At 68.5% G+C, this 21950-nt stretch carries 24 protein-coding genes and 1 riboswitch; of the genes, 11 read left to right on the forward strand and 13 right to left on the reverse strand.

Annotated elements, in window-relative coordinates:
- Nucleotides 1-9: 9 nt before the first annotated feature.
- Both FBY30_RS08200 and FBY30_RS08205 read left to right on the forward strand, forming a co-directional pair.
- Complete coding sequence (locus FBY30_RS08200) at nucleotides 10-1356, forward strand: MFS transporter (protein WP_200830658.1); 1347 nt, start codon at nucleotides 10-12, stop codon at nucleotides 1354-1356.
- 6 nt (nucleotides 1357-1362) lie between these two features.
- Nucleotides 1363-2778, forward strand: coding sequence for an MFS transporter (locus tag FBY30_RS08205; RefSeq protein WP_142132420.1), 1416 nt, complete (start codon nucleotides 1363-1365; stop codon nucleotides 2776-2778).
- 26 nt (nucleotides 2779-2804) lie between these two features.
- Here the strand turns inward: FBY30_RS08205 and FBY30_RS08210 are convergent, their stop codons facing one another.
- Nucleotides 2805-3578, reverse strand: a complete 774-nt coding sequence (locus FBY30_RS08210; protein ID WP_142132421.1) for an SAM-dependent methyltransferase — start codon at nucleotides 3576-3578, stop codon at nucleotides 2805-2807.
- A 318-nt stretch (nucleotides 3579-3896) separates the two neighbouring features.
- Between FBY30_RS08210 and FBY30_RS08215 the strand changes: the two genes are divergently transcribed.
- Complete coding sequence (locus tag FBY30_RS08215; RefSeq protein WP_142132422.1) at nucleotides 3897-5774, forward strand: DEAD/DEAH box helicase; 1878 nt, start codon at nucleotides 3897-3899, stop codon at nucleotides 5772-5774.
- Between the two features lie 186 nt (nucleotides 5775-5960).
- On the opposite strand, the gene FBY30_RS08220 is transcribed toward FBY30_RS08215, so the two are convergent.
- The 8 genes from FBY30_RS08220 to FBY30_RS08255 all read right to left on the reverse strand — a co-directional run bounded on the left by FBY30_RS08220 (nucleotide 5961) and on the right by FBY30_RS08255 (nucleotide 11230).
- Entirely contained in the window at nucleotides 5961-7076 is a 1116-nt protein-coding gene (locus FBY30_RS08220) for a permease (RefSeq protein WP_142132423.1), read from the reverse strand.
- A 50-nt stretch (nucleotides 7077-7126) separates the two neighbouring features.
- Nucleotides 7127-7777 carry an MBL fold metallo-hydrolase gene (locus FBY30_RS08225; protein ID WP_142132424.1) on the reverse strand — a complete coding sequence of 217 codons (651 nt, stop codon included), beginning with the start codon at nucleotides 7775-7777 and terminating at the stop codon, nucleotides 7127-7129.
- Between the two features lie 21 nt (nucleotides 7778-7798).
- Nucleotides 7799-8101, reverse strand: a complete 303-nt coding sequence (locus FBY30_RS08230; RefSeq protein ID WP_142132425.1) for a putative quinol monooxygenase — start codon at nucleotides 8099-8101, stop codon at nucleotides 7799-7801.
- Nucleotides 8102-8145: 44 nt separating this feature from the next.
- Nucleotides 8146-9159, reverse strand: a complete 1014-nt coding sequence (locus FBY30_RS08235; RefSeq protein ID WP_142132426.1) for an aldo/keto reductase — start codon at nucleotides 9157-9159, stop codon at nucleotides 8146-8148.
- Between the two features lie 31 nt (nucleotides 9160-9190).
- The gene (locus tag FBY30_RS08240) at nucleotides 9191-9817 is read right to left on the reverse strand and encodes a nucleoside/nucleotide kinase family protein (RefSeq protein WP_142132427.1); all 627 of its coding nucleotides are present in this window, start codon (nucleotides 9815-9817) and stop codon (nucleotides 9191-9193) included.
- 9 nt (nucleotides 9818-9826) lie between these two features.
- Nucleotides 9827-10192: a DMT family transporter gene (locus FBY30_RS08245; protein ID WP_142132428.1), complete on the reverse strand. Its 366-nt coding sequence runs from the start codon at nucleotides 10190-10192 to the stop codon at nucleotides 9827-9829.
- A complete protein-coding gene (locus FBY30_RS08250) occupies nucleotides 10192-10515 on the reverse strand; it encodes a DMT family transporter (RefSeq protein WP_142132429.1) in 324 nt (107 codons plus the stop codon). Before FBY30_RS08250 ends, FBY30_RS08245 begins: the two co-directional genes overlap by 1 nt.
- Before the next feature lie 9 nt (nucleotides 10516-10524).
- Nucleotides 10525-10590, reverse strand: a riboswitch (guanidine-III (ykkC-III) riboswitch).
- 70 nt (nucleotides 10591-10660) lie between these two features.
- Nucleotides 10661-11230 (reverse strand): HutD/Ves family protein, encoded by a 570-nt coding sequence (locus FBY30_RS08255; RefSeq protein ID WP_142132430.1) that lies wholly within the window; start codon nucleotides 11228-11230, stop codon nucleotides 10661-10663.
- 103 nt (nucleotides 11231-11333) lie between these two features.
- Between FBY30_RS08255 and FBY30_RS08260 the strand changes: the two genes are divergently transcribed.
- Entirely contained in the window at nucleotides 11334-11945 is a 612-nt protein-coding gene (locus tag FBY30_RS08260; protein ID WP_142132431.1) for a phosphoribosylanthranilate isomerase, read from the forward strand.
- A 91-nt stretch (nucleotides 11946-12036) separates the two neighbouring features.
- The gene (locus FBY30_RS08265) at nucleotides 12037-12453 is read left to right on the forward strand and encodes a YccF domain-containing protein (RefSeq protein WP_142132432.1); all 417 of its coding nucleotides are present in this window, start codon (nucleotides 12037-12039) and stop codon (nucleotides 12451-12453) included.
- Here FBY30_RS08265 and FBY30_RS08270 read toward each other — a convergent pair.
- The 3 genes from FBY30_RS08270 to FBY30_RS08280 all read right to left on the reverse strand — a co-directional run bounded on the left by FBY30_RS08270 (nucleotide 12450) and on the right by FBY30_RS08280 (nucleotide 14569).
- Nucleotides 12450-12833 (reverse strand): VOC family protein, encoded by a 384-nt coding sequence (locus FBY30_RS08270; RefSeq protein ID WP_142132433.1) that lies wholly within the window; start codon nucleotides 12831-12833, stop codon nucleotides 12450-12452. The genes FBY30_RS08265 and FBY30_RS08270 overlap by 4 nt on opposite strands.
- 99 nt (nucleotides 12834-12932) lie before the next feature.
- On the reverse strand, nucleotides 12933-13703 hold the full coding sequence (locus tag FBY30_RS08275) for a 2-phosphosulfolactate phosphatase (protein ID WP_142132434.1): 771 nt from the start codon (nucleotides 13701-13703) through the stop codon (nucleotides 12933-12935).
- Complete coding sequence (locus FBY30_RS08280) at nucleotides 13700-14569, reverse strand: DUF4031 domain-containing protein (protein WP_142132435.1); 870 nt, start codon at nucleotides 14567-14569, stop codon at nucleotides 13700-13702. Before FBY30_RS08280 ends, FBY30_RS08275 begins: the two co-directional genes overlap by 4 nt.
- Before the next feature lie 118 nt (nucleotides 14570-14687).
- Between FBY30_RS08280 and FBY30_RS08285 the strand changes: the two genes are divergently transcribed.
- The 5 genes from FBY30_RS08285 (at nucleotide 14688) to clpB (ending at nucleotide 20678) form a co-directional block, all read left to right on the forward strand.
- A complete protein-coding gene (locus FBY30_RS08285; RefSeq protein ID WP_142132436.1) occupies nucleotides 14688-15098 on the forward strand; it encodes a TOBE domain-containing protein in 411 nt (136 codons plus the stop codon).
- On the forward strand, nucleotides 15095-15928 hold the full coding sequence (gene modA, locus FBY30_RS08290) for a molybdate ABC transporter substrate-binding protein (protein WP_142132437.1): 834 nt from the start codon (nucleotides 15095-15097) through the stop codon (nucleotides 15926-15928). The genes FBY30_RS08285 and modA overlap by 4 nt, the downstream gene beginning before the upstream one ends.
- A 17-nt stretch (nucleotides 15929-15945) precedes the next feature.
- A complete protein-coding gene (locus FBY30_RS08295) occupies nucleotides 15946-16827 on the forward strand; it encodes an ABC transporter permease (RefSeq protein WP_142132438.1) in 882 nt (293 codons plus the stop codon).
- Nucleotides 16824-17882, forward strand: coding sequence for a sulfate/molybdate ABC transporter ATP-binding protein (locus FBY30_RS08300; RefSeq protein WP_142132439.1), 1059 nt, complete (start codon nucleotides 16824-16826; stop codon nucleotides 17880-17882). The genes FBY30_RS08295 and FBY30_RS08300 overlap by 4 nt, the downstream gene beginning before the upstream one ends.
- A gap of 153 nt (nucleotides 17883-18035) precedes the next feature.
- Entirely contained in the window at nucleotides 18036-20678 is a 2643-nt protein-coding gene (gene clpB, locus FBY30_RS08305; RefSeq protein WP_142132440.1) for an ATP-dependent chaperone ClpB, read from the forward strand.
- A gap of 43 nt (nucleotides 20679-20721) precedes the next feature.
- Here the strand turns inward: clpB and FBY30_RS08310 are convergent, their stop codons facing one another.
- Nucleotides 20722-21402 (reverse strand): septum formation family protein, encoded by a 681-nt coding sequence (locus FBY30_RS08310; protein ID WP_142132441.1) that lies wholly within the window; start codon nucleotides 21400-21402, stop codon nucleotides 20722-20724.
- Between the two features lie 270 nt (nucleotides 21403-21672).
- Here FBY30_RS08310 and FBY30_RS08315 point away from each other — a divergent pair, with 270 nt between their 5' ends.
- Entirely contained in the window at nucleotides 21673-21906 is a 234-nt protein-coding gene (locus FBY30_RS08315; protein WP_142135039.1) for a DUF3073 domain-containing protein, read from the forward strand.
- Nucleotides 21907-21950 lie beyond the last annotated feature (44 nt).

Raw genomic sequence — 21950 nt, forward strand, 5'->3', positions numbered from 1 at the left:
AATGGGCCCATGAAGGACGCAAGGAATGCCGAGGCAAGGAAGCAGCGGCGAAGGACAGACTCCGGGGACTCCCAGGGCGGGACCCGTACCGGCAGCAGCCTGGTGGACCTCAGCACCCTGGTGGATGCGGAAATCGATGAACTCCCCGCGGCAGCACCCACCCGGGTGGGCAGCCGCCGGGCCCTGGCTTACCTGGGGGTGTGCCTGGTCCTGATCGGCCTGAATCTGCGCAGTGTCTTTTCCAGCCTTTCCGCAGTCCTTCCGGAAGTGACTTCCCAGGCCGCCCTGCCGGGCTGGTCGGTGGTGGTGCTGACCACCGTCCCCGTGACACTGCTCGGCGTATTCGCGCCGCTCGCCCCGGTCCTGGCCCGCAGGTTCGGGGCTGAACGCGTGCTGCTGGGGGCCATGGCATTGCTGACCGCGGGGCTGCTGCTGCGGCCCGTGGACACCGGGGCAGGCACGGGCGGCGCCGGCCACCTGCCGGCCCTCCTGCTTGGTACCGCTGCCTGCGGTGCGGCGATCGCACTGTGCAATGTGCTGCTCCCCGGCCTGGTGAAGCGCGATTTTCCCCACCGGCTGGGACTCATGGGCGGCCTCTACACCACCGCCATCTGTGCGTCCGCCGCGCTGGGAGCCGGGTTCACCTACCCGGTCTACACGGCGACGGGGGAGTGGACCAAGGCGCTGTGGGTGTGGGCGCTGCCCGCCGCCGTCGTGCTTCTGCTGTTCCTGCCCGTAGCCGTACGGCAGGGGACCGTCCGGCACGAGGCAGTGCGGGACGGCGTGAACGTGTGGCGCTCCCCGGTGGCCTGGCAGGTGACCATCTTCATGGTGCTGCAGGCCATGATGTCCTTCAGCGGCTTCGCCTGGCTGGCGCCCATCCTCCGTGAGAGGGGCGTTGACGGTGCCACCGCAGGGCTGATTGTTGCCGTCTGCATTGTGCTGCAGATGCTGGGCTCGCTGTTTGCCCCTGCCCTGGCCGCCCGGTTCCGGGACCAGCGGGCCATCAACACGGTGGTGGCACTGATGACCGGCGGCGGATTCGTGCTGAGCATCCTGGGTCCGCTCAACCTCATCTGGGTGTGGGCCGGCCTGCTGGGGCTGGGGCAGGGAAGCCTCACCGCCGCGGCGCTGACCCTGATCATGCTCCGCACCCGCGACGGGCACACCGCCGCCCACCTGTCCGGCATGATGCAGGGTGTGGGCTACGGGGTGGGCTCCACGGGAACCCTCATGGTGGGACAGTTGCATCAGGCCACCGGGTCCTTCGTGCCCGCCGGCGTCCTGTTCACGGTGGTGGGCCTGCTCGCGGCGGTCTTTGGCTACCGTTCGGGCCGGAACCGGTTCGTGGAGTAGGACGCCGTGCGGGACTCCACCCTTCCGGCCGCCCATTCCGCCACCGGGATCTTCCGGCCCCCGTACCTTTTGGTGACCATCGGTACATGCGCCCTGGTGTTCCTTGCCGCGTTCGAGTCCCTGGCCGTCACCACCATCATGCCGCTGGTCAGCCGGGAGCTGAACGGCGGGAGCCTCTACGCCCTGGCCTTCGCCGGGCCGTTGGCAACAGGTGTGATCGGCATGGTGGGAGCCGGCAACTGGTCCGACCGGCGCGGGCCTGCCATGCCGTTGTACGCCTCCGTGTCGCTGTTTGTGCTGGGACTCCTGATTGCGGGCACCTCGGTGTCGATGCCGATGCTCGTCGCGGGCCGCCTGGTCCAGGGGCTCGGCGGCGGCGCCCTGACTGTTTCGCTCTACGTGCTGGTGGCGCGCTTCTTTCCGGGCCCGCTGCACCCGCGGATCTTCGCCGCGTTCTCCGCTGCGTGGGTGGTCCCCTCATTGGTGGGACCGTTCGCCGCCGGCGTGGTGGCCCAGGTCTTCAGCTGGCACTGGGTGTTCCTGGGCGTGGTGGGACTCGTCATTCCCGCGCTGGCGATGATCGTGCCTGTACTCCGGAGCCCGGACGAGCCTGAAGGGACCAGCCAGCCGGAAGCCACAGGCCGGCCAGGCCAACCCGTCCCGCCGTGGGCCCTGGGCCGGCTCGGGTGGGCCGCGCTGGCAGCGCTCGCGGTGCTGGGCCTCAACCTCTCGGCCGACGTCAGCGTCCCCTCGTTTCCCGCAGCCACGGCACTGCTGGCCTTGGCCGCCGTCGTCCTTGCCCTGGTGGCCGTCCGGCCCTTGGTGCCCCGCGGTACCCTGGCCGCCCGGCGCGGATTGCCCAGCGTGATCCTGGCACGCGGGCTGGCGTCGGCGTCGTTCTTTGGCGCGGAGGTCTACCTTCCCTACCTGCTGATCGACCAGTACGCGTTCCCGCCCACCCTGGCTGGCCTGACTCTGACCGGGGGAGCGCTGGCCTGGGCCGGCGCTGCGGCGGTCCAGGGCCGGCTGGGGTCCCGGCTGCCGCACCAAAGCGCGGTGCAGGCCGGCTCACTGATGGTCCTTGCGGCGGTGCTCCTGGCCCTGGCCACCACGGCGTTGCACTGGCCGGCCGCCATCGCCATCGTGGGCTGGGTCCTGGCCGGCGGTGGCATGGGCCTGCTCTACCCCCGCCTCAGCGTGATGACCCTGGCGCTCTCCACCAAGGAAAATGAGGGCTTCAACAGCTCCGCCATGTCCATTTCCGACTCCCTGGGCGGTGCGCTGTCGCTGGCCACCACGGGGATAGTCTTTGCGGCATTTACGACGGCGGTCCAGTCCTTCGCGGGCGTCCTCGCCTTCACCGCGGCCATTGCAGTCGGCGCCGCGCTGGTAGCGCCCCGGGTTACCAGCCGTACGCGCTGAACCAGCCGGACAGCCGAAGGAGACGGTCAGGCGAGCCGGGTTGCGCGCAGCACCACGTCGGCGATGACCGCTTCCTGCCCCTCCGGGCCGGTCACCGGCCGTTCCCGTGACGTGAGGACCTCCAGCTGCCACTCCGGGCGGCCATTGGAATCACGCCGGTCCAGCCCGAGCTCCTGCACCAGCTGGTCCCCGGTGTAGAACATGCCGGCATGGTGGTGTGCGGGGCCCCAGGGCGGCAGCCGGTCCGGGTGGTGGCCAACCACCAGCAGGGTCCCGCCCGGTTTGACCGCTCCGGCGGCGGTCCGGAGGGGAACCCGCCAGTCGAGCTCCTGGGAGTGCAGGAACTGTGACGTCACCAGATCGTAGGAAGCTTCCGGCTGCCACTGCGTCAGGTCCGCCAGCTGCCAGCTGATCCGGCTTCCGATCCCACCGTTGGACGCCTGTACGCTTTCCCGGGCAAGTTCGGCCAGCTCGTGTGAATGCGCCCTTTCCAGGGCGACGGCGGAAACGTCGACGGCGGTCACGGACCAGCCCTGCTGCGCAAGCCAGATGGCGTCGGCACCTTCGCCGCAGCCCAGTTCCAGCGCCTTTCCAGGACGCAGGCCGCCGGCTTCGCGGACCAGCTGCGGGTTCGGCTTTCCGCTCCAGAGCCGTGCCTTGGTGCGGTACCGCTCGTCCCAAACGGACGCGGCATCAATGCTGCCGCCGGCCGCCTCCGGTGCGCCGCCGCCGTCGTGCGCCTGGTTCCCGTGCGCTTCCTGCTGGGGCCTGTCCTGATGCTCCTCCGGGTGTTCGTTCATGCGTCAACACTGCCCCGCCGGGCCTCCCTTGGCAACGTCGCGGAAGGGTGCCGGGCGGCGGGATGCTAGACTGGGGGAACTTGATGTGCAGTGATGCCCGCCTGCTCCGCGTCTGGAGATCCTTTCCAGGGAGTGGGCTTTCTTCATGTGAGAGGCACATCCTGCGTCGATGAACGCGTTCCATTTGGTCCCGGCCGGCTGTCCTTATTTACAGCGCCCGGTTGATCACCTGACTTTTCTTCGGCGAAACCCCTGGTCCAACCGGCATCGGGGGCCGATATCCGCCCGGATACCGCCAGAAAGACCGTAAAAAACTACATGACTACTTTTGCTGCCCTCGGTACTCCCAAGGCACTTGCAGACACCCTTTCCGCGCAGGGAATCGTTGAACCGTTCCCCATCCAGGTCAAGACCCTTCCGGACACGCTGTCTGGTCGCGACGTCCTGGGCCGCGGCCGGACCGGATCCGGTAAAACCATCGCTTTCGCCATCCCGCTTGTAGCAAGACTCGCTGAGCGGGAAGCCAAGCACTTCCGCAAGCCCGGCCGCCCCATGGGCCTGGTCCTGGCGCCCACCCGTGAACTGGCCACCCAGATCAACGCCACCATCGAGCCCTTGGCCAAGGCCGCCGGGCTGAACACCACCGTGATCTACGGCGGCATCTCCCAGGCCCGCCAGGAAAAGGCACTGCGCGCCGGCGTCGACATCGTCATCGCCTGCCCCGGCCGCCTGGAGGACCTGATCCGCCAGCGCATCCTCACCCTTGAGGCCGTGGAAATCACTGTCCTGGACGAGGCCGACCACATGGCCGACCTCGGCTTCCTGCCCGTGGTCAAGAAGCTCATGGACATGACCCCCAGCCAGGGCCAGCGGCTGCTCTTCTCCGCCACCCTGGACAACGGCGTGGACAAGATCGTCCAGCGCTACCTGTCCAACCCGCTCACCCACTCGGTGGATGATCCGCAGGCAGCGGTGACCACCATGGAGCACCACGTGCTGGTGGTCAACGACCAGACCGTCAAGAAGCAGCTGATCGTGGAGCTCGCCTCAGGCGCCGGCCGCCGCGTCCTCTTCATGCGGACCAAGCACCACGCCCGCAAGCTGGCCAAGACCTTGACCGACGCCGGCATCCCCGCCGTCGACCTGCACGGCAACCTCTCGCAGAACGCCCGTGACCGCAACCTGGCCGAATTCTCCAACGGTGACGTGCGCGTCCTGGTGGCCACCGACGTCGCAGCCCGCGGCGTGCACGTTGACGACGTCGAACTGGTCATCCACGTGGACCCGCCCACCGAGCACAAGGCGTACCTGCACCGCTCCGGCCGCACCGCCCGTGCCGGCTCCGACGGCACCGTGGTCACCCTGACCCTGCCCGAGCAGCAGACCGACGTGAAGAAGCTCATGAAGGCCGCCGGCGTGGACGTCAGCTTCGAACGCGTCACTGCCAACTCGCCTATCGTGGCTGAACTGGTTGGCGATATTGCGGAGAAGGTTGACCCCCGCACCCGTGCCGCGCTCCTGGCAGCCAAAGCCCCCAAGCAGGGCGGCGGCACCTCCACCGGAGCCAACGCCGAGCGCAAGCGTGCACGCCGCCAGGCTGCCCCCACCGCCGGTGGCCGTGGCGGTCGCGGCAAGGTTGCAGCAGAGGCAGTACGTACCGACGTACCCCGTGCCGAGCGCCGGGCTGTCGCCTTCGAAGGCCGTACTGAAGCCCGGGCAGCCTTCGACCGCAACGCCGAGCAGAATGAGGACCGCGCAGTAGCCGCAGCAGCTGCCCGCCGCAACGCCCGCGGCCGCGGCACGGCTTCCACGCACCGCAATGACGTTCCCGCAGCAGGTGGCCGCTCATCGGCCGGCCGCGGATCGAACGGCCGTGCAGCTGAGGGCCGCGGCGATTCCCGGATCACCCGCAGCGAGGCTCCCCGCGGCGGCACGGGCCGCCCCGCCTCCGGTGGACGCGGCGCTTCCGGCGGACGGCCAGCAACCGGCGGCGGCCAGCGCAGTGGTCGCCCGGCGACCGGACAGCGCGCAGCAGCAACCGGCGGCAGCAAGGCCGTCTGGTCATCCAACACCGGGGGCACCTCCGGCGGTTCGTTCGGCTCCGGCAACGGCGGCAACGGCGGTTCAGGCCGTCCGGCCCGCAGCGGCCCGCGCCGCGCATCCGCCCCGGCCTCAAACGAGCGCCGCGGACGGTAGTCCCCACCGGCCCCCTCGCCTCGCAAGCTCGGCCAGGGAACCCTGCCGGCGTGGGCCCCGCCCAGCCCATCGAGTGCTCCGATAACGTCGTTTAGGAGGTTCTAAACGACAGTTGCGGAGCACTCGATGCGTTTAACCGGTTGGCAGCCGGGACAGGTGGCCGCGGCTGCCTGGCCGCGGGCCTGCTCAGCTCAGCGCCGCCATGGCGACCGCGCCCACCAGGCCCAGTCCCATCACCGCAGCTGCCGTGGCTGCGATCACCCGGCCGGGGAAGGCCCCGCGGACCATAAGCATCGACGGCAGGCTTAGGGCGGGCAGGGTCAGCACCAGGGCCCCCAGGGGAACCATTCCCACTCCAGCGGCCATCAGCGCGCCGATGATGGGGATCTCCGCGGCCGTCGGGATCACGAACAGGGTGCCGACGACGGCGAGCAGGACGGCTGCAAGCACGCCCCACGATGCGAGCGTGCCGGCCTCCGGGAACAGCCAGCCACGGAAGGCGCCCAGGAGCATCACCACCACGGCATATTCCGGCAGGAGGCGCACCGACAACCGGGCCAGGGCCTTGGTGAACCTGCCGACAGCGCCCGCGGCAGTCACATTTTCCGCCGGCCCCTCCATCGGTTCGGCCACGCTGGTCCCTTTTGCCAGGCGGCTCACGAGCAGCGTGACGCCAAAGACAAGGATCACGCCGGTGCCCACGCGGACGGCGACGAACTGCCAGGGGAGCACAAAGCCCATGAATGCCAGGGCTGCCGGATTGAGAACAGGGTTGCCCAGCCCGTAAGCGAGCGCCGAGCTGACCGGGACCCCTCTGCGGCGAACATTTAACGCGACGGGGGCTGCGCAGCACGTGCACATCATGGACGACATTGACAGGAGTCCGCCGCAGACCGTGCTCGCCGCCGGGCCACGCGTGGCCTGGAACAACGCGAGCAACCGGCGCGCCGGAAGAAACGCCTCCACCGCGGCAGCCACGAGCAGCCCGGCCACGAGCGCCTGCCAGATAGACCCGACGTAACCCAGGCTGTACTCGATGGCCGCATTCCACGAGGGGGCAGGCGGCGCACTTGCCTTTCCGGACAGGATGGAGTTGCCCAATGAGTGGCTGCCCGCCACCGCCGGGATCTTGAGGGCGTAGGGGTACCACTTGGCCCAGATGAGGACCGCGATGGCTATCCCGGCCGTGGCCAGCGTTCCCACGAGCACTGCCCGCCGGGCTCGCACGGCCGAATCCGGCGCCAGCTCCTGGTCCAGCCGCCCGTTGTCCTGGGGGTCGATACCCACCGCGATGTCCTTCATGCGTCCGGCGGAACCTTTCTTCGTGGGACTTGGCGGCAGCTGGCTAATCACTACCAGCCCCTGGCGCGCCACTCTTCCAGGTGCGGGCGTTCGGCACCCAAGGTGGTTGGCTTGCCATGGCCGGGGTGGACGACGGCGGTGTCCGGGTAGGCGCCAAACAGCCGCTCCGTGACGTCGGAGAGAAGCTGGTTGAACCGTTCAGAGTCCTTGTCCGTGTTGCCCACGCCGCCCGGAAACAGCGAGTCCCCCGAAAAGATGTGCGCCGGCCCGTCCGGATCCTGGTACACGAAGGCAATGGAACCGGGTGTGTGGCCCCGCAGGTGGACTGCGGTCACATCAAAACCATCGAATTTGCCGACGTCGCCATGGCTGAGCCGGACGTCCACGGGAACTGGCAACGCGTCGGCGTCGTCCGCTCCGGCAGCTGTCCGCGCCCCCGTAGCCGCCACAAGTTCCTTGAGTGCCCGCACGTGGTCCCAGTGCTGGTGCGTCGTGGCAATCAGGGCAAGCCGCGGGGCCACCGACGTGTCCGCGGCCCCGTCCGCCAGTAACTGCTGGATGGCTGGCAGATCGTCGGCGGCGTCGATCAGCAGCTGTGCGCCGCTTTCCTTCGCCGTCAGCAGGTACACGTTGTTGTCCATCCCGCTGACGGAGATGCTGCGGATGGTGAGGGCCGGCAGGTCGTAGAGAAGTGAGTCCATGGGCTTCAGTCTAGGGACGGGCTACAGGTCCAGCGGCATGGTTTCGGAGTAGACCTGCTTTGACGGTGTCCCGGCGAGGACCTCACCCAGTCTGTGCTTCCCCTGCGGCGTCTTCCGCCATGCCGCGTAGTCGGCATGGTCCTGCGCGGTGGCCCAGGTTTCCACCACCAGGATGTGGCACGGGTCCGCGTCGTCCACCAGCGCTTCGATGCCCTGGTTACCGGGCCAGGCACGGGTGGCGGCGAGGGTTTCAGACAGGTATGCGGCGGCGTCGTCCCGGCGGGCGGGGTCGATCTGGACTTCGAAGTGCACGATGGCAGGCATGGGGGCTCCTTGGGGTCGGGTCAGGATTGGTGGTGCAAGGGGCGCTATTCCCGGCCCTCGGACACCCACTTGGGGTCCGCGGAACGGGAACCGACGACGGCGTCCGAGGCCGCGTCGAGGGCCTCCAAATTCGCCGGGGTGAGCTCAAGTGACAGTGCGCCGAGGTTTTCGTCGATGCGGGCAGCCTTCCGGGTGCCCGGGATGGGGACCACCGGCAGGCCCAGCCGCTTGCCCTGCGCCAGCAGCCACGCCAGGGCAACCTGGGCGGGGGTGGCCTGCAACTGGTCCGCCACGGACCGGACAGCGTCCACCACGGCCTGGTTGGCGCTCGCGGCATCCGGGGCGAAGCGCGGGATGTTCCGCCGGAAGTCCTTGTCGCCCAGGCTTGAGGTGTCGACGGTGCCGGTGAGGAAGCCGCGGCCCAGCGGAGAATAGGGAACGAAACCCACGCCGAGGCCGGCGGCAGCGGGAACCACATTGCGTTCCACGTCCCGGCTCCAGATGGACCATTCGCTTTGGACCGCGGCGATCGGGTGGACCGCCGAGGCGTCCTGCAGTTCCTGTGCCGTCACCTCGGACAGGCCCAGGTGCTTGACCTTTCCCTGCTTCACCAGCTCGGCCATGGCGCCCACGGTTTCCTCGATGGGCACGCGCACGTCCCGGCGGTGCATGTAGTAGAGGTCGATCACGTCCGTGCCCAGCCGCTGAAGGCTCCGCTCCACGGCCTGGCGCACGTATTTAGCATCTCCGCGGATGTCCGTGTAGCCGTCGGTCGGCGTGCCCACCAGCGCGAACTTGGTGGCGAGCTGGACCTCGTCCCGCCGGTCCTTGAGCAGTTGGGAAATCAATTCCTCGTTGCTGCCGCCGCCGTAGATGTCCGCGGTGTCAATGAAGCTGACACCGGCATCGACGGCGTGGTGCAGCGTCTGCAGTGCCTCGGCAGGGTCCACCTCGCCGTACACGGGGGTGAGGGCCATGCCGCCGAAGCCCAGGGGGCTGACGGCCAGGCCATCGCCAAGCTGGACAGTATTGCTGGAATTGGTGTGGGCGTTAGCCATGGGTGCTCCTGTTCGTTTCCTGAAGATGACGTTACAGCCAGGGTATGACGCGGTCCGCGGCGGGACGGGTGGCCTGGATCAGGCGGGCATTGGCCTCGTCCGGTCCGGTGGCCCAGGCAAGGGCCGCCTCCCGCTCCATCCCGAATGAGACATGACGGTCCACCAGCCGCTGCAGCCGGAGCTGGTGCGGGGTTTCGAGGAACCACACCTCGTCCAGCTGCGCCCGCACCTCTTTCCACGGCTCCTGGTCCGCCAGCAGGTAGTTGCCCTCGGTGATCACCAGCGGAACGTCGGCCGGAACGGCGATGGACGCGGCCACCGGTTCATCAATGGCGCGGCGGAACTCCGGCGCGTACACCATTGCCTCGTCCCGGCGAGCCAGGCGGCGCAGCAGCGAAAGGTACCCGCCGCCGTCGAACGTGTCGATGGCGCCCTTCCGCGCCCGCAACGGCGTGCCCTCGATGATGACGTTGCCCAGGTGGAAGCCGTCCATCGGCACCACCACCGAAGTTCCCGGGCCGAATTGCTCCTGGAGCCAGGCCGCGAAAGTGGACTTGCCGGACCCCGGTGCCCCGGCGATGCCCAGGATGGTCCGCGTGCCCGGCACCATCCGGCGCCGCAGCGCGTCGACGGCGTGGGCGATCTCGGGGGAGTCCATGGCAAAAGCCTAGTCACTGCTGCGCGAAGCCGGTGCGTTTTTCCCGGCCGGAAGCGCCTTCAGGCCGGCGGCGCAGCCCACGATGCCGGCGATGAACAGCAGTTTCACCACGCTGAAGGGTTCCACCCCGGTGGCCATCGCCCAACCGACGGTCAGCGCAGCGCCAATGCCCACCCAGATGGCGTAGGCGGTGCCCAGCGGAATGCTCCGGATGGCCATGCCCAGGCCCAGCATGCTCAAGGTTGCGGTAACGGCGAAGATGGCGGTGGGCAGGGGATTGCTGAAGCCGTCGGACAGGCCAAGGGCGGTGGCCCAGACTGCCTCAAGGACGGCGGACGCCAGGAGCACCAGCCACGGAAGAGTGCGCTGCAGCATCACGCCACCACCTTCAGGCCAACCACGCACGCGGCGATGCCGGACAACAGCAGCAGGCGCGCCGCCGTCGGGCGTTCCACTCTGGTGGCCATGGCGTAGGCGGAGGTGAGGACGACGCCCACACCCACCCACACAGCGTAGGCGGTGCCGGTGGGGATGGACTGCATGGCGACGGCAAGGCCGCCGGTGCTGGCCGCAACGGCCACGAGGAAGAGGCCGGCAGGGGCGAGGCGGCGGCGTCCGGAAACCTGGGAGGCTATGTGCAGCGCTGCGGCCCAGACGGCCTCCAGCGCGCCGGAAAGAATGAGGATTACCCACGACATGACAGATCCTTTGGCCAGTCTTGTCGCGTGCCGGGTACTGAACCGTCGTCCGGAGGCTCGGGTGCGGAGCCTTGGATTCCAGCGTAGCAACGCACGACGGCGGCGAGCCACCGTTGGTGCCCAACCTCACCAGCGGCGCTGCTGCTTACGCCGGGGTCTCCACCGGGTCGATGGACACCACGGCCAGGAAGCCGCGGCCAAGGATTTCGGGGGAGTCGACGTCCGAGCCGGCCACGGCGTCATAACGGCCCAGTTCCACCGGCTCGCCGCCGCCCTGGCTGACCTTCGCCTGCCCCTGCAGCAGCACACCGAACTGCCCCTCAAACACGGGGTGGGCGCGCTTCCTGGACAGCTCAACAATGGAGGTGAAGCCCTTGAAGGCCCCTGCGCGGGTGATGACGTTCAGGTCCCTGATGTCCCCGGTGGGCAGCTTGGCTGCCGTGGCTGCGCCGCCGTCGAACCTGTACGGGCGGTATTTCTCCAGGGGCTGCTCTGCGCCGTCAACGGAGAGCAGGAGCAGTTCCCCCTCGATGACCGTCAGGACGCGCTCCATCCCTGGGAAAGCGGAAAAGTCCCCCGCCTTGGCCGCGTCGGCGATGCTTACCCACCAGTCAAAGCCGCCGTTTTCGGAGCCCTGGCGCGCGATTTCCCTCGTCACCCCGCCGCCGTTGCGCCACGGTTCGGCCTTGAGTTCTGCGAAGCGGATGATCTGCATCAGCCCAGCCTAATTGCACGCCGTGGCCGGCATCGCAGTTGCGTCCCGTCCCTGCTAATCTCCTCCCGGGGGTCAACACGAAAACAGCCTGAAGGAGCCGGGAATGTTCGTCAAAGTGTGTGGTCTCAGCACGCCGGAATCGGTGCGCGAAGCAGTGGACGCCGGCGCGGACGCCGTCGGCTTTGTCCTCACCGCCAGCCCCCGCGTGGTCTCGCCGTCGCAGGCGGCTTCCCTGCTCGCAGGGGTCCCCAAAACTGTCTCCCCGATCGGGGTGTTCCGCGACGAACCCGTGGCCGACGCCATTGCCATCGCCCGGGCCGCGGGCCTGGAATGGATCCAGCTGCATGGCAGCCGGTCCCGTGCGGACGTGACAACCGTGCATGACGCCGGCATGAAGCTGGTCAGGGCCATCACCATGGGTGCCGCCCGGGATGAGTTCGAAGACTGGGGCGAGGACCTGCTCCTGATTGATGCAGCCGTGCCTGGGTCCGGCGAGTCCTGGGACTACGCCTCCGTGGCAGCCCTGCCCGTGCTGCAGGGGCGGAACTGGCTGCTCGCCGGTGGGCTTGAACCCGGGAATGTGGGCCAGGCATCGGCAGCCGCCCATGCCTGGGGCGTGGATGTTTCCTCCGGCGTGGAAGCATCCCGGGGCGTGAAGGACCTGGCCAAGGTCCGGGCCTTCGTGCACGCCGCCAAGGACGCCGCCACGGTCTAGATGCTGTCATGCTTCGCCGCGGGCGGTTATCAGGGCAGGATCAGGGGAGTCCCCCACCCTTTTGTCAGAGGAGCGGGGGCACAATGGGTGCATGAAGACACTTCTGAACATCATCTGGCTGGTTTTTGGCGGCCTGTGGCTGGCCCTGGGCTATTTCCTGGCGGGTGTGGTCTGCTGCCTGCTGGTCGTCACCATCCCGTGGGGCATTGCCTCGTTCCGGATCGCCGCCTACACCCTGTGGCCCTTTGGCCGGATGGTGGTGGACAAGCCCGGCGGCACCGGTGTCTTCTCGCTGTTGGGCAACGTGATCTGGCTGCTGGTGGCCGGCATCTGGATTGCCATCGGGCACGTGGTCACGGCGTTCGCCATGGCCGTCACCATCGTCGGCATTCCGCTGGCCATCGCCAACCTGAAGCTCATCCCGGTGTCCCTGATGCCGCTCGGCAAGCAAATCGTGCCCACCAGTACGCCCTTTGTGAGCACCTACCCGGTCAGGACGTACCGCTAACCGGCTTCGCCAGGCCGCAGGGCGCGGAGGACACAGAACTCGTTGCCGTCCGGGTCGGCCATCACCACCCACGTGGCGGCCACGCCCTGGCCCACCGACACCTGCCGGGCACCCAGTGCCTCCAGCCTGGCCACTTCGGCGTCCTGGTCCTCCGGGCGGAGGTCCAGGTGCAGCCGGTTCTTGAGTTCTTTTTGCTGCGGGACCTTGAGGAAGAGCAGGTCGGGCACAACGCCGTCTTCCATGCTGCCCGCCGGCGGCTCCAGCACGATCTCGTCATCCTCTTCATGGGTCCGGCGCCATCCAAGCGCCTTTTCCCAGAACGCTGCGGGAATGCTGGGATCGGTCGAATCAACGGCGATGGCTTGGATGCGCAGGCTCATCCGTGCAGTGTGGCACAGCTCCCGGCTAAATCGAAGCAGATCCCGGAAGCCGGGCCATTCTCAAGGGTGCCGGAATGCCCCGTCCCGCAGGATGGCCACCTAATCGCTCTGGTCCAGTTCCGCGGCGATGTCCACGTCCCCGGCGTAGCCGGCCCCGGACAGTTCCCGGCCGCTGGAGCAGTGCTGCAGCATCTCCCGCAGGCGCGGTTCGGCGGACTCGTAGACAGCCATGGCCGCCACCGCTTCCGGCGCGTAGCCGTGCCGGCCGTCCCCGGCTTCATACCCGCCTTTGCCGGCGGCCACCAGCCCGGCAATGAACGCGCCGGCTCCGATCTGGTCCTCCACGGCGGGGCGAAGGGTGCCGTCCGGCCAGCGCTCACCGGCGGCAACCACCGCCACCACGGCGTCGTCCGGAAGGTTGGCGGCCACCCACTCCGCCGTGGCTGCCGCGTTCCGCAGGCACACCGCGGCCACCAATGGAACCTCCCCGGCCAGCGACTGGCACAGCTCTGATCCGTTGGGGGACGGCAGCACCACTCTCCGCAGTCCCTCCGCGGCTCTGAAGCTTGCCGGGGACAGACTCAGCCCGCCGCCGTCGCGCGGCCCCGCCAGCTGCGCCTGGTGGTGTGCAGCGAAGTCCTCCGCGCCGGTATCCCGCCACCGGTAGGGGAAGACTTCCACACCCCGGTCCAATGCCACGCTGACGCACGTGCTGAAGGACAGCACGTCCACCACCACGGCGATATCCGCGGCGGGCGCCACCGTCAGGGCTCCGGCCGATCCCCACTCCAGCCGGACCGCGAACGGGAGCTGCCGGTGCGCGGCATTGGCGGAGAACGTGTGCCGCGGGCTGGAGCCGGGCGCGTTCACGCCAGTTCGCCTTTCAGGTTGCGCTGCGCGGCGTCCAGCCACAGGTCCCGGGCGCGCTGGTGGTGGAAGAGTGGGTCCAGTTCCAGCAGTTGACGCACGACGGCGGCCCGGCCGACGGCAAAGTCGGCGTCGCCGATGTGCGCATAGTCCTTCCGTACGGCGGCAACATAGCGGGCGTAGTCTTCCGGCTCCCCGCCCAGGATGGATAGGTCGGCGTCGCAGAGGAGGGCGCCGTCGTCGTCGCCTGGTTCCGTCCGGTGGTCGGATGTCAGCCGGACCAGCCGTGCGGTCTCGGCCACTTCTTCCTCCGGCAGGCCGGCCTCGGTAAGGCGCTTCTCGGCGAGGCGCGCGGATTCCTCCTCATCCCTGCCTGCGGCGCCACGGTAAACGGCGTCGTGGAACCAAGCGGCCAGCAGCACGGTCCGCGGTGCCTCGTCCGGTTCGGTGAGCAGGTCCAGCGCCTCCAGCACGGAGAGCAGGTGCGTGCAGCCGTGATAGTGGCGGTGTGGTTCGCTCCACCGGTCCAGCAGGTCCAGGAACAGCGCGTCGTGGCCTGGCATGATGGCCTCCCACCGGTTCAGCAGCGGGATCTTCAGCGCCTTGTTCCGCCGGCGGGCCGGGATCCGCAGTCCGCTGGCGATGAGCCTGCGGACCAGCACCCTCGCCTCCACGGATAACGCACCGGCCGCCACCAACTCGTCGAAGCGGCGCTCCGGCACGTCGTAATGGTCGCCGTCGAACGCCCGCTCCGGGATCCCGGCGGCCGCAGCGAAGGCATGCAGCTCGTCCAGGGACGAGTCGGAGACCAGGTGTGAGAAGTGGGTTCCGTGTGCAGGCCATAGCGGCGGGTCAATGTAGATGGCCATGGAAGCGAGTCTAGTGCTGCCGTTCTTTCGGAAGTCCGGGGTGCGTGGCACAGGTGCAGCTCCTCCTTTGCGCCTTTATGCTGTTTCTCGTACCGCATTTGCGGACTAGAATCGCCGAATGGCCCTTATCCGCGTTTCCGAAGCCGCCCGTTTCCTGGGCGTGAGCGATGATACCGTACGCCGCTGGACCGAGAACGGAACCCTCACCCCGCTCCGCGACAGCTCGGGCCGGCTCGCGGTCGACGGGCTGGAACTGGCGGCCCACGCGCAGAAGCTGGCCCAGCTCCCGGACGACCCCAAGGGCGGCAGCAGCTCCGCGCGGAACCGCTTCATGGGCCTGGTGACCGACGTGATAACGGACAAGGTGATGGCGCAGGTGGAACTGCAGTGCGGACCCTTCCGGGTGGTGTCGCTGATGAGCAGCGAGGCGGTGCGCGAGCTGGGCCTCGAACCGGGCTCCGTGGCCACCGCCGTCGTCAAGGCAACCACGGTCATCATCGAATCCCCAAAAGGGAAGGCCACAGCATGAGGCGGCAGAAAATCGCCTTCCCGAAGTCCTGGTTCTCCGCCGCGCTGCTTGCCCTGGGCCTCCTCCTGCCGGCCGTACTCAGCGGATGTGCCGCGCAGGGCAATGCCCCCGACTCCGGCGCCGGCGGCACGCCAAGCGGCACGCTCACGGTTTTCGCCGCCGCCTCCCTCAAAGCCACCTTCACCGAACTGGCCCGCACTTTCGAAGCGGAACACCCGGGAACAAAGGTGACCCTGAGCTTCGCGGGTTCCTCCGATCTCGCCAGCCAGCTCAGCCAGGGCGCGCCCGCGGACGTCTTCGCATCCGCGGACACGGCCAATATGAAGAAAGTGCAGGACGCAGGCCTCGCGGACGGCACGCCGAAAGACTTCGCCACCAACACCCTTGCCATCGCAGTGCCGCCAGGGAACCCGGCCGGAATCGCATCGCTGCAGGACCTGGCCCGGCCGGGCATCAAACTGGTCACCTGCGCCCGGCAGGTCCCTTGCGGCGCCGCGACGGCCAAGGTGGCGCAGGCAGCTGGGCTTGCCCTGAACCCGGTCAGCGAGGAAAACGCCGTCACGGACGTCCTGGGCAAGGTCACGTCCGGGGAGGCCGACGCCGGGCTGGTCTACGGCACGGACATCAAAGCCGCCGGATCCAGCGCGAAAGGCATCCCTTTCCCGGGAGCCGGAAGTGCAGTCAACACCTACTCGATTGCAGGCGTTGCCGCAGGCCGGAACAAGGCCACCACCCGGGCCTTCCTGGATTTGGTCACAAGTCCGGAGGGCCAAAAGGTCCTGGCGGCCGCAGGGTTCGGCCCACCCGCCGAGGGGTCGGGCAGCAAGTGAGCCCGCGAGGGAAAGTGATGCCGGAGCAAAGAAGGCGTTCGGCGGGCCCACGCGCCCAGGCCGCCGCCTACTCGGGCATCCCCGCCTGGGTGCGGGCGCTGGCAGTCGTGGCCGCCGTCGTCGTCGTGCTTCCGCTGCTGGCCATGGTGCTGCGCGTGGACTGGGCCAACTTCGTTCCGCTGGTGACATCCGGACCATCCCTGACGGCGCTGGGGCTGAGCCTGCGGACCTCTGCCGCCAGCACCGCGCTGTGCATTGTGCTGGGTGTCCCGCTGGCCCTGGTCCTTGCGCGGGACACCTTCCGGCTGCAGGGCCTGCTGCGCTCGCTGGTGCTCCTGCCGCTGGTGCTTCCCCCGGTGGTGGGCGGCATCGCCCTGCTCTACACGTTCGGGCGGCAGGGGCTGCTGGGGCGGACACTGGACGTCCTCGGCCTGCAGATTGCCTTTTCCACCACGGCGGTGGTCCTGGCGCAGACGTTCGTGGCACTGCCCTTCCTGGTGGTGAGCCTCGAAGGTGCGCTCCGGACCTCCGGCTCCCGGTACGAGGCAGTGGCCGCGACCCTGGGGGCCCGCCCCGGCACTGTCTTCCGGCGCGTTACGCTGCCGCTCGTCCTGCCCGGCCTGGCGTCCGGCGCCGTCCTCTCCTTCGCGCGGAGCCTGGGCGAATTCGGTGCCACGCTGACCTTCGCCGGCAGCCTGCAGGGGGTGACCCGGACCCTGCCGCTGGAGATCTACCTGCAGCGCGAAACGGACCCGGACGCCGCCGTCGCCCTGTCCCTGGTGCTGGTGGCAGTGGCCGTGGCGGTGGTTGCCCTCGCTTACCGCCGCCCGGCGGCAGGCCGCGCCGGGTCAGGACAACGGACGACGGCGGCAGCCCCGGCAGGAGGAAACGCCCAGTGACGCTGTCCTTCCAGGCCGCCGTGGCCGGGCGGGGTTTTGACGTGGCACTGGCCGTCCGGCCGGGCGAAACCGTGGCCGTCATGGGGCCCAACGGCGCCGGTAAATCGACGCTGCTGGCCAGCATCGCCGGTTTGCTGAGGCCGGACAGCGGCAGGGCCGAACTTAACGGCAGGACCCTCTTCGACCTCGACGGTGCCCAGCACGCGTGGTCACCGCCGCATAACCGCGGCACCGCCCTGCTCGCCCAGGAACCCCTGCTCTTTCCCCACCTGAGCGTCCTGGACAACGTCGCCTTTGGTCCCCGCAGCGCCGGTGTATCCAGGCGGGGGGCCAAGGAGCAGGCCCTCCGCCTGCTCGCTGACGTTGAGGCGGACCATCTTGCGGCGCGTCGTCCCGCCGAGCTCTCCGGCGGGCAGGCCCAGCGCGTCGCCGTGGCCCGGGCGCTCGCCGCCGACCCCGCCCTCCTCCTGCTCGACGAGCCGCTGGCCGCCCTGGACATCCACTCCGCGCCGCTGCTGCGCCGCCTGTTCAAGCGCGTCCTGGCCGGGCGGCAGGCCATCATCGTCACCCACGACGTGCTGGATGCGCTGATGCTCGCGGACCGCGTGGTGATCATGCAGGACGGCAGGATCGCAGAGGAGGGTCCAACCCGGACCGTGTTGGAGCGCCCCCGGAGCTCTTTCGCGGCCGGGCTTGCCGGGCTGAACTTCGTTCCCGGCACCCTCGACGGAACCGGGGTCCGGACCGATGGCGGCCTCAGGATCGCCGGCCACGACGACGAACCCGGCCACCTGGCGACGCCGGGCGGTTCCGGCGTCGCCGTTTTCCCGCCGTCGGCCGTATCCGTGTTCCTGACGGACGCCCACGGAAGTCCCCGGAATTCGTTCGCCGTCACCATCACGGACCTTGAGCCGCACGGCGACCAGGTCCGCGTCCGTGCCGGAAGCCTGGCTGCGGACATCACGCCGGCCGCCTCCGCGGACCTGGCCCTGGTTCCCGGCATGACGGTGCACTTCGTGGTGAAGGCTGCCGCCGTATCTGTCTACGGGACTTAGCCTGCTCCTCCCGGGCCGCCCCGTCCGGCGGGAAAGGACCTGGGGCTCTGGACAGCCGTTTCGCCTTGGGCAAACATGGCTAGTGGACCTCGCCGTCCAAAGTTGAGCGTAGTAGACTCAACTTAGTCAACAAGCCCCCGAAAGGAGCTCTCTTTGGACGTCAAATTCACTACCAAGAGCCAGGAGGCTCTTTCCGCCGCGGCGATGAACGCCTCGACGGCCGGCAACCCCCAAGTGGAACCGGCCCACCTCCTCAAGGCCCTGATGGACCAGCGGGAGGGTGTGGCCGTCGCACTGCTCCGCGCCACCGGAGCCGACCCCGACGCCGTCAGCGTCCAGGCCAGCAGCGCCATCAAGGCCCTGCCTGCCACGTCCGGAGGCTCCAGCCAGCAGGCGCAGCTGTCCCGGCCCGCCCTGCAGGCCATCCAGCAGGCCAAGGAGGAAGCTGACCGGCTGGGCGACAGCTTTGTGTCCACCGAAGTGCTCCTGGTGGGCCTGTCCGCCGGCAATGATGCCGCTGCCCGCCTGCTGCGCGACGCCGGTGCTTCGCGCGAAGCCCTGCTCGCCGCGCTGCCCGGTATCCGCAACGACCGCAAGGTGGACAGCCCGGACCCGGAGAACACCTTCCAGGCGCTTGAGAAGTACGGCACAGACCTCACTTCCATGGCACGCGCGGGCAAGCTGGACCCCGTGATCGGCCGCGACTCAGAGATCCGGCGCGTGGTCCAGGTCCTGTCCCGGCGCACCAAGAACAACCCGGTGCTCATCGGTGAACCCGGCGTGGGCAAGACTGCCGTGGTGGAAGGCCTGGCGCAGCGGATGGTGGCCGGCGACGTCCCGGAAAGCCTGCGCGGCAAGACCCTGATCTCCCTTGATCTGGGTTCCATGGTTGCCGGCGCCAAGTACCGTGGCGAGTTCGAAGAACGTCTGAAGGCCGTCCTTGAGGAGATCAAGGGCTCCGATGGCCAGATCGTCACCTTCATTGACGAGATCCACACCGTGGTGGGGGCAGGCGCCACCGGCGACTCCTCCATGGATGCCGGCAACATGCTCAAGCCCATGCTGGCCCGCGGCGAGCTGCGGCTTATCGGTGCCACCACCCTTGACGAGTACCGCGAGAACATCGAGAAGGACGCCGCCCTGGAACGCCGCTTCCAGCAGGTGTATGTGGGCGAGCCCAGCGTGGAGGACACCATCGGCATCCTCCGTGGCCTGAAGGAACGCTACGAGGCGCACCACAAGGTGTCCATCGCCGACTCCGCCCTGGTGGCGGCAGCCACGCTGTCCAATCGCTACATTTCCGGCCGCCAGTTGCCGGATAAGGCCATCGACCTGGTGGATGAGGCGGCCTCGCGACTCCGCATGGAGATCGACTCCGCCCCGGAGGAGATCGACCAGCTCCGCCGCCAGGTGGACCGCCTCACCATGGAGGAACTGGCGTTGAGCGGGGAGTCGGATCCGGCGTCCATCGAACGGCTGGCAGCCCTCCGCGCGGACAAGGCGGACAAGGAAGAGGAACTATCCGCCCTGAACGCCCGGTGGGAAGCCGAGAAAGCCGGCCTCAACCGGGTGGGCGACCTGAAGGCGAAGCTCGATGAGCTGCGCTCTGCCGCCGACAAGGCCCAACGTGAAGGCGACCTCGAAACGGCATCGCGGGTGCTCTATGGGGAGATCCCGGCGCTGGAGCGCGAGCTGAATGCCGCTGCCGAGGCCGAGGCTGCCGTTACGGACAAGCCGGCACAGATGGTGGCAGAGGAAGTGACCGCGGAAGATATCGCCGAGGTGATCTCGGCGTGGACGGGCATCCCGGCCGGCCGCATGCTGCAGGGCGAAAGCCAGAAACTGCTGCACATGGAGGAGGAGCTGGGCGAGCGCCTGATCGGCCAGACCAAGGCCGTGCAGGCAGTGTCCGACGCCGTCCGACGTGCGCGGGCCGGCATCAGCGACCCCAACCGCCCCACCGGCTCGTTCCTGTTCCTGGGCCCCACCGGCGTGGGCAAGACCGAGCTCGCCAAGGCCCTGGCTGACTTCCTGTTCGACGACGAGCGCGCCATGGTGCGCATCGATATGTCCGAGTACAGCGAGAAGCACAGCGTTGCCCGCCTGGTCGGGGCGCCTCCGGGCTACGTGGGCTACGAGGAAGGCGGCCAGCTCACCGAGGCCGTCCGCCGCCGCCCGTACTCCGTGGTGCTCCTGGATGAGGTGGAGAAGGCACACCCCGAGGTGTTCGACATCCTCCTGCAGGTGCTCGACGACGGCCGCCTCACCGACGGACAGGGCCGCACCGTGGACTTCCGCAACGTGATCCTGGTGCTGACCTCCAACCTGGGCAGCCAGTTCCTGGTGGACCAAAGCCTGGACGCCGAGGCCAAGCGCAACGCGGTCATGGCCACCGTGAATGCGTCCTTCAAGCCGGAGTTCCTGAACCGGCTCGACGAAGTGGTGCTGTTCGACGCCCTCACGGTGGAGGAACTGGCGCACATCGTGGAGCTGCACGTGGCGGAACTGGGGCGGCGGCTGCACGAGCGGCGCCTTACCCTCGACGTCACCGACGGCGCCAAGGCGTGGCTGGCGCTGTCCGGCTACGACCCCGCGTACGGCGCCCGGCCACTGCGGCGCCTGGTGCAGCGCGAGATTGGCGACCGGTTGGCCAAGGCCATCCTGGCCGGTGAGATCAGCGACGGCGACACCGTCCTGGTGGATACCGCGCCCGACTTCGGTGAACTCACCGAGTCCAGCGTCGACACGCTGACCGGGGCCCCGAGCTCAGGGCTGTCGGTGCGGCGGAAGGACTAGCCGCAGTCTGAGGTGGAGGTGTGCTGCCCTGTCAGGATGACTGTCAGGGCAGCACACTTGCGGTAATTACGTTGCCGCCGTCGGCCGCGACGTAGCAATCCACCCGTCGGTCGCCTGATCCCCAGCTGGTGGTGCTGGGGTAGCTGCGCTGGTAGTTGAGCGGGAACTGCTTTGCCGCCGGGCTGAGCTTTGCTGCCTGGCAAACCTCCAGCGCCTTGGTCTTGAGTGTGTCCGCGCCAGGGTAGTCGCCGTCCTGCGGGTAATGGAGGGTGGCCACCAACTGCGCCGAGTGGGGCGTATCGCAGGGCACCACCGTGGACGTCAGCGCCTGGGGGTCGAAGTCCTTGAAGCAATCACCAACGGCGTACGCTGCCGGCGCCACCCCTTCCCGAGGGAGGGGCTGGGGACTGGCGGGCGGAGTGACGGCGGTCTGCAGCACGCCCGGTGCAGCAGCTTTTGGCGCCTGGGTACCTGGCGAGGAGTTCAGCCACAGGGCAAGCCACACCAGCGAGCCCGCAACGGCCAGGATCACGACGACGAAAAACGCCTTCCAGAATGCGGGCCGCCTGTTGGGGTGTCTCTCCGGGGCGGGCTCGTGGCGCGGCTGGGACCAGGTGACGGATTCCGGGGCGGGGGCCGACGTACCGTTCCCGCCGGGGATTTTCGGCAGGTTTCCGGTACGAGGCGGCGAGGAGGGTTTTGGCGGAAGGTCCTGCTGGTTCACGGGTGCGCATCCTCCTGTTTTGGTTCCGCGGCTCGCCGACGGCCGGATAAAATCGGCAGTTCTTAAGCGACTCTACCGAAGAAAAATGGCGGAATCCCGCGGGTGGGAGTGCGTCATGGTACCCCACGCACCCCTCCGGGCCTCCAGGCGGCGAGCGGGGCCAGCCGAAAGCATGTAATCTAGGTGTACGACAAATTGACCAAACATTCCGGGGCCTCACCGATCGCCAAGGTGACCACCTCCGGTCCAAGTACAAAAGGGGGTCACGCCATGGGGCGCGGCCGTCAAAAGGCAAAAGCTACCAAGCAGGCTCGGGACATCAAGTACTACTCCCCGAACACTGACTACTCGGCACTGCAGCGTGAGCTGACGGGCCCTGCCAGTCGTTCAACGAGCCGATATTCGAATGAGCCGGTCGAACCGGATTATTCGGCTTATGTGGACAAGTACGCGGATGATTTGGATGACGATGACGACGAGGTAGACCACCGTCGCATCGGCTAGTTGTCGCTGACCGTCGCTGCAATACAGCAGCTGGCACTCAGTCG

Origin of the sequence: Arthrobacter sp. SLBN-83, from assembly GCF_006715285.1 — a bacterium.
In the GTDB taxonomy this organism is placed as follows: Bacteria; Actinomycetota; Actinomycetes; order Actinomycetales; family Micrococcaceae; genus Arthrobacter.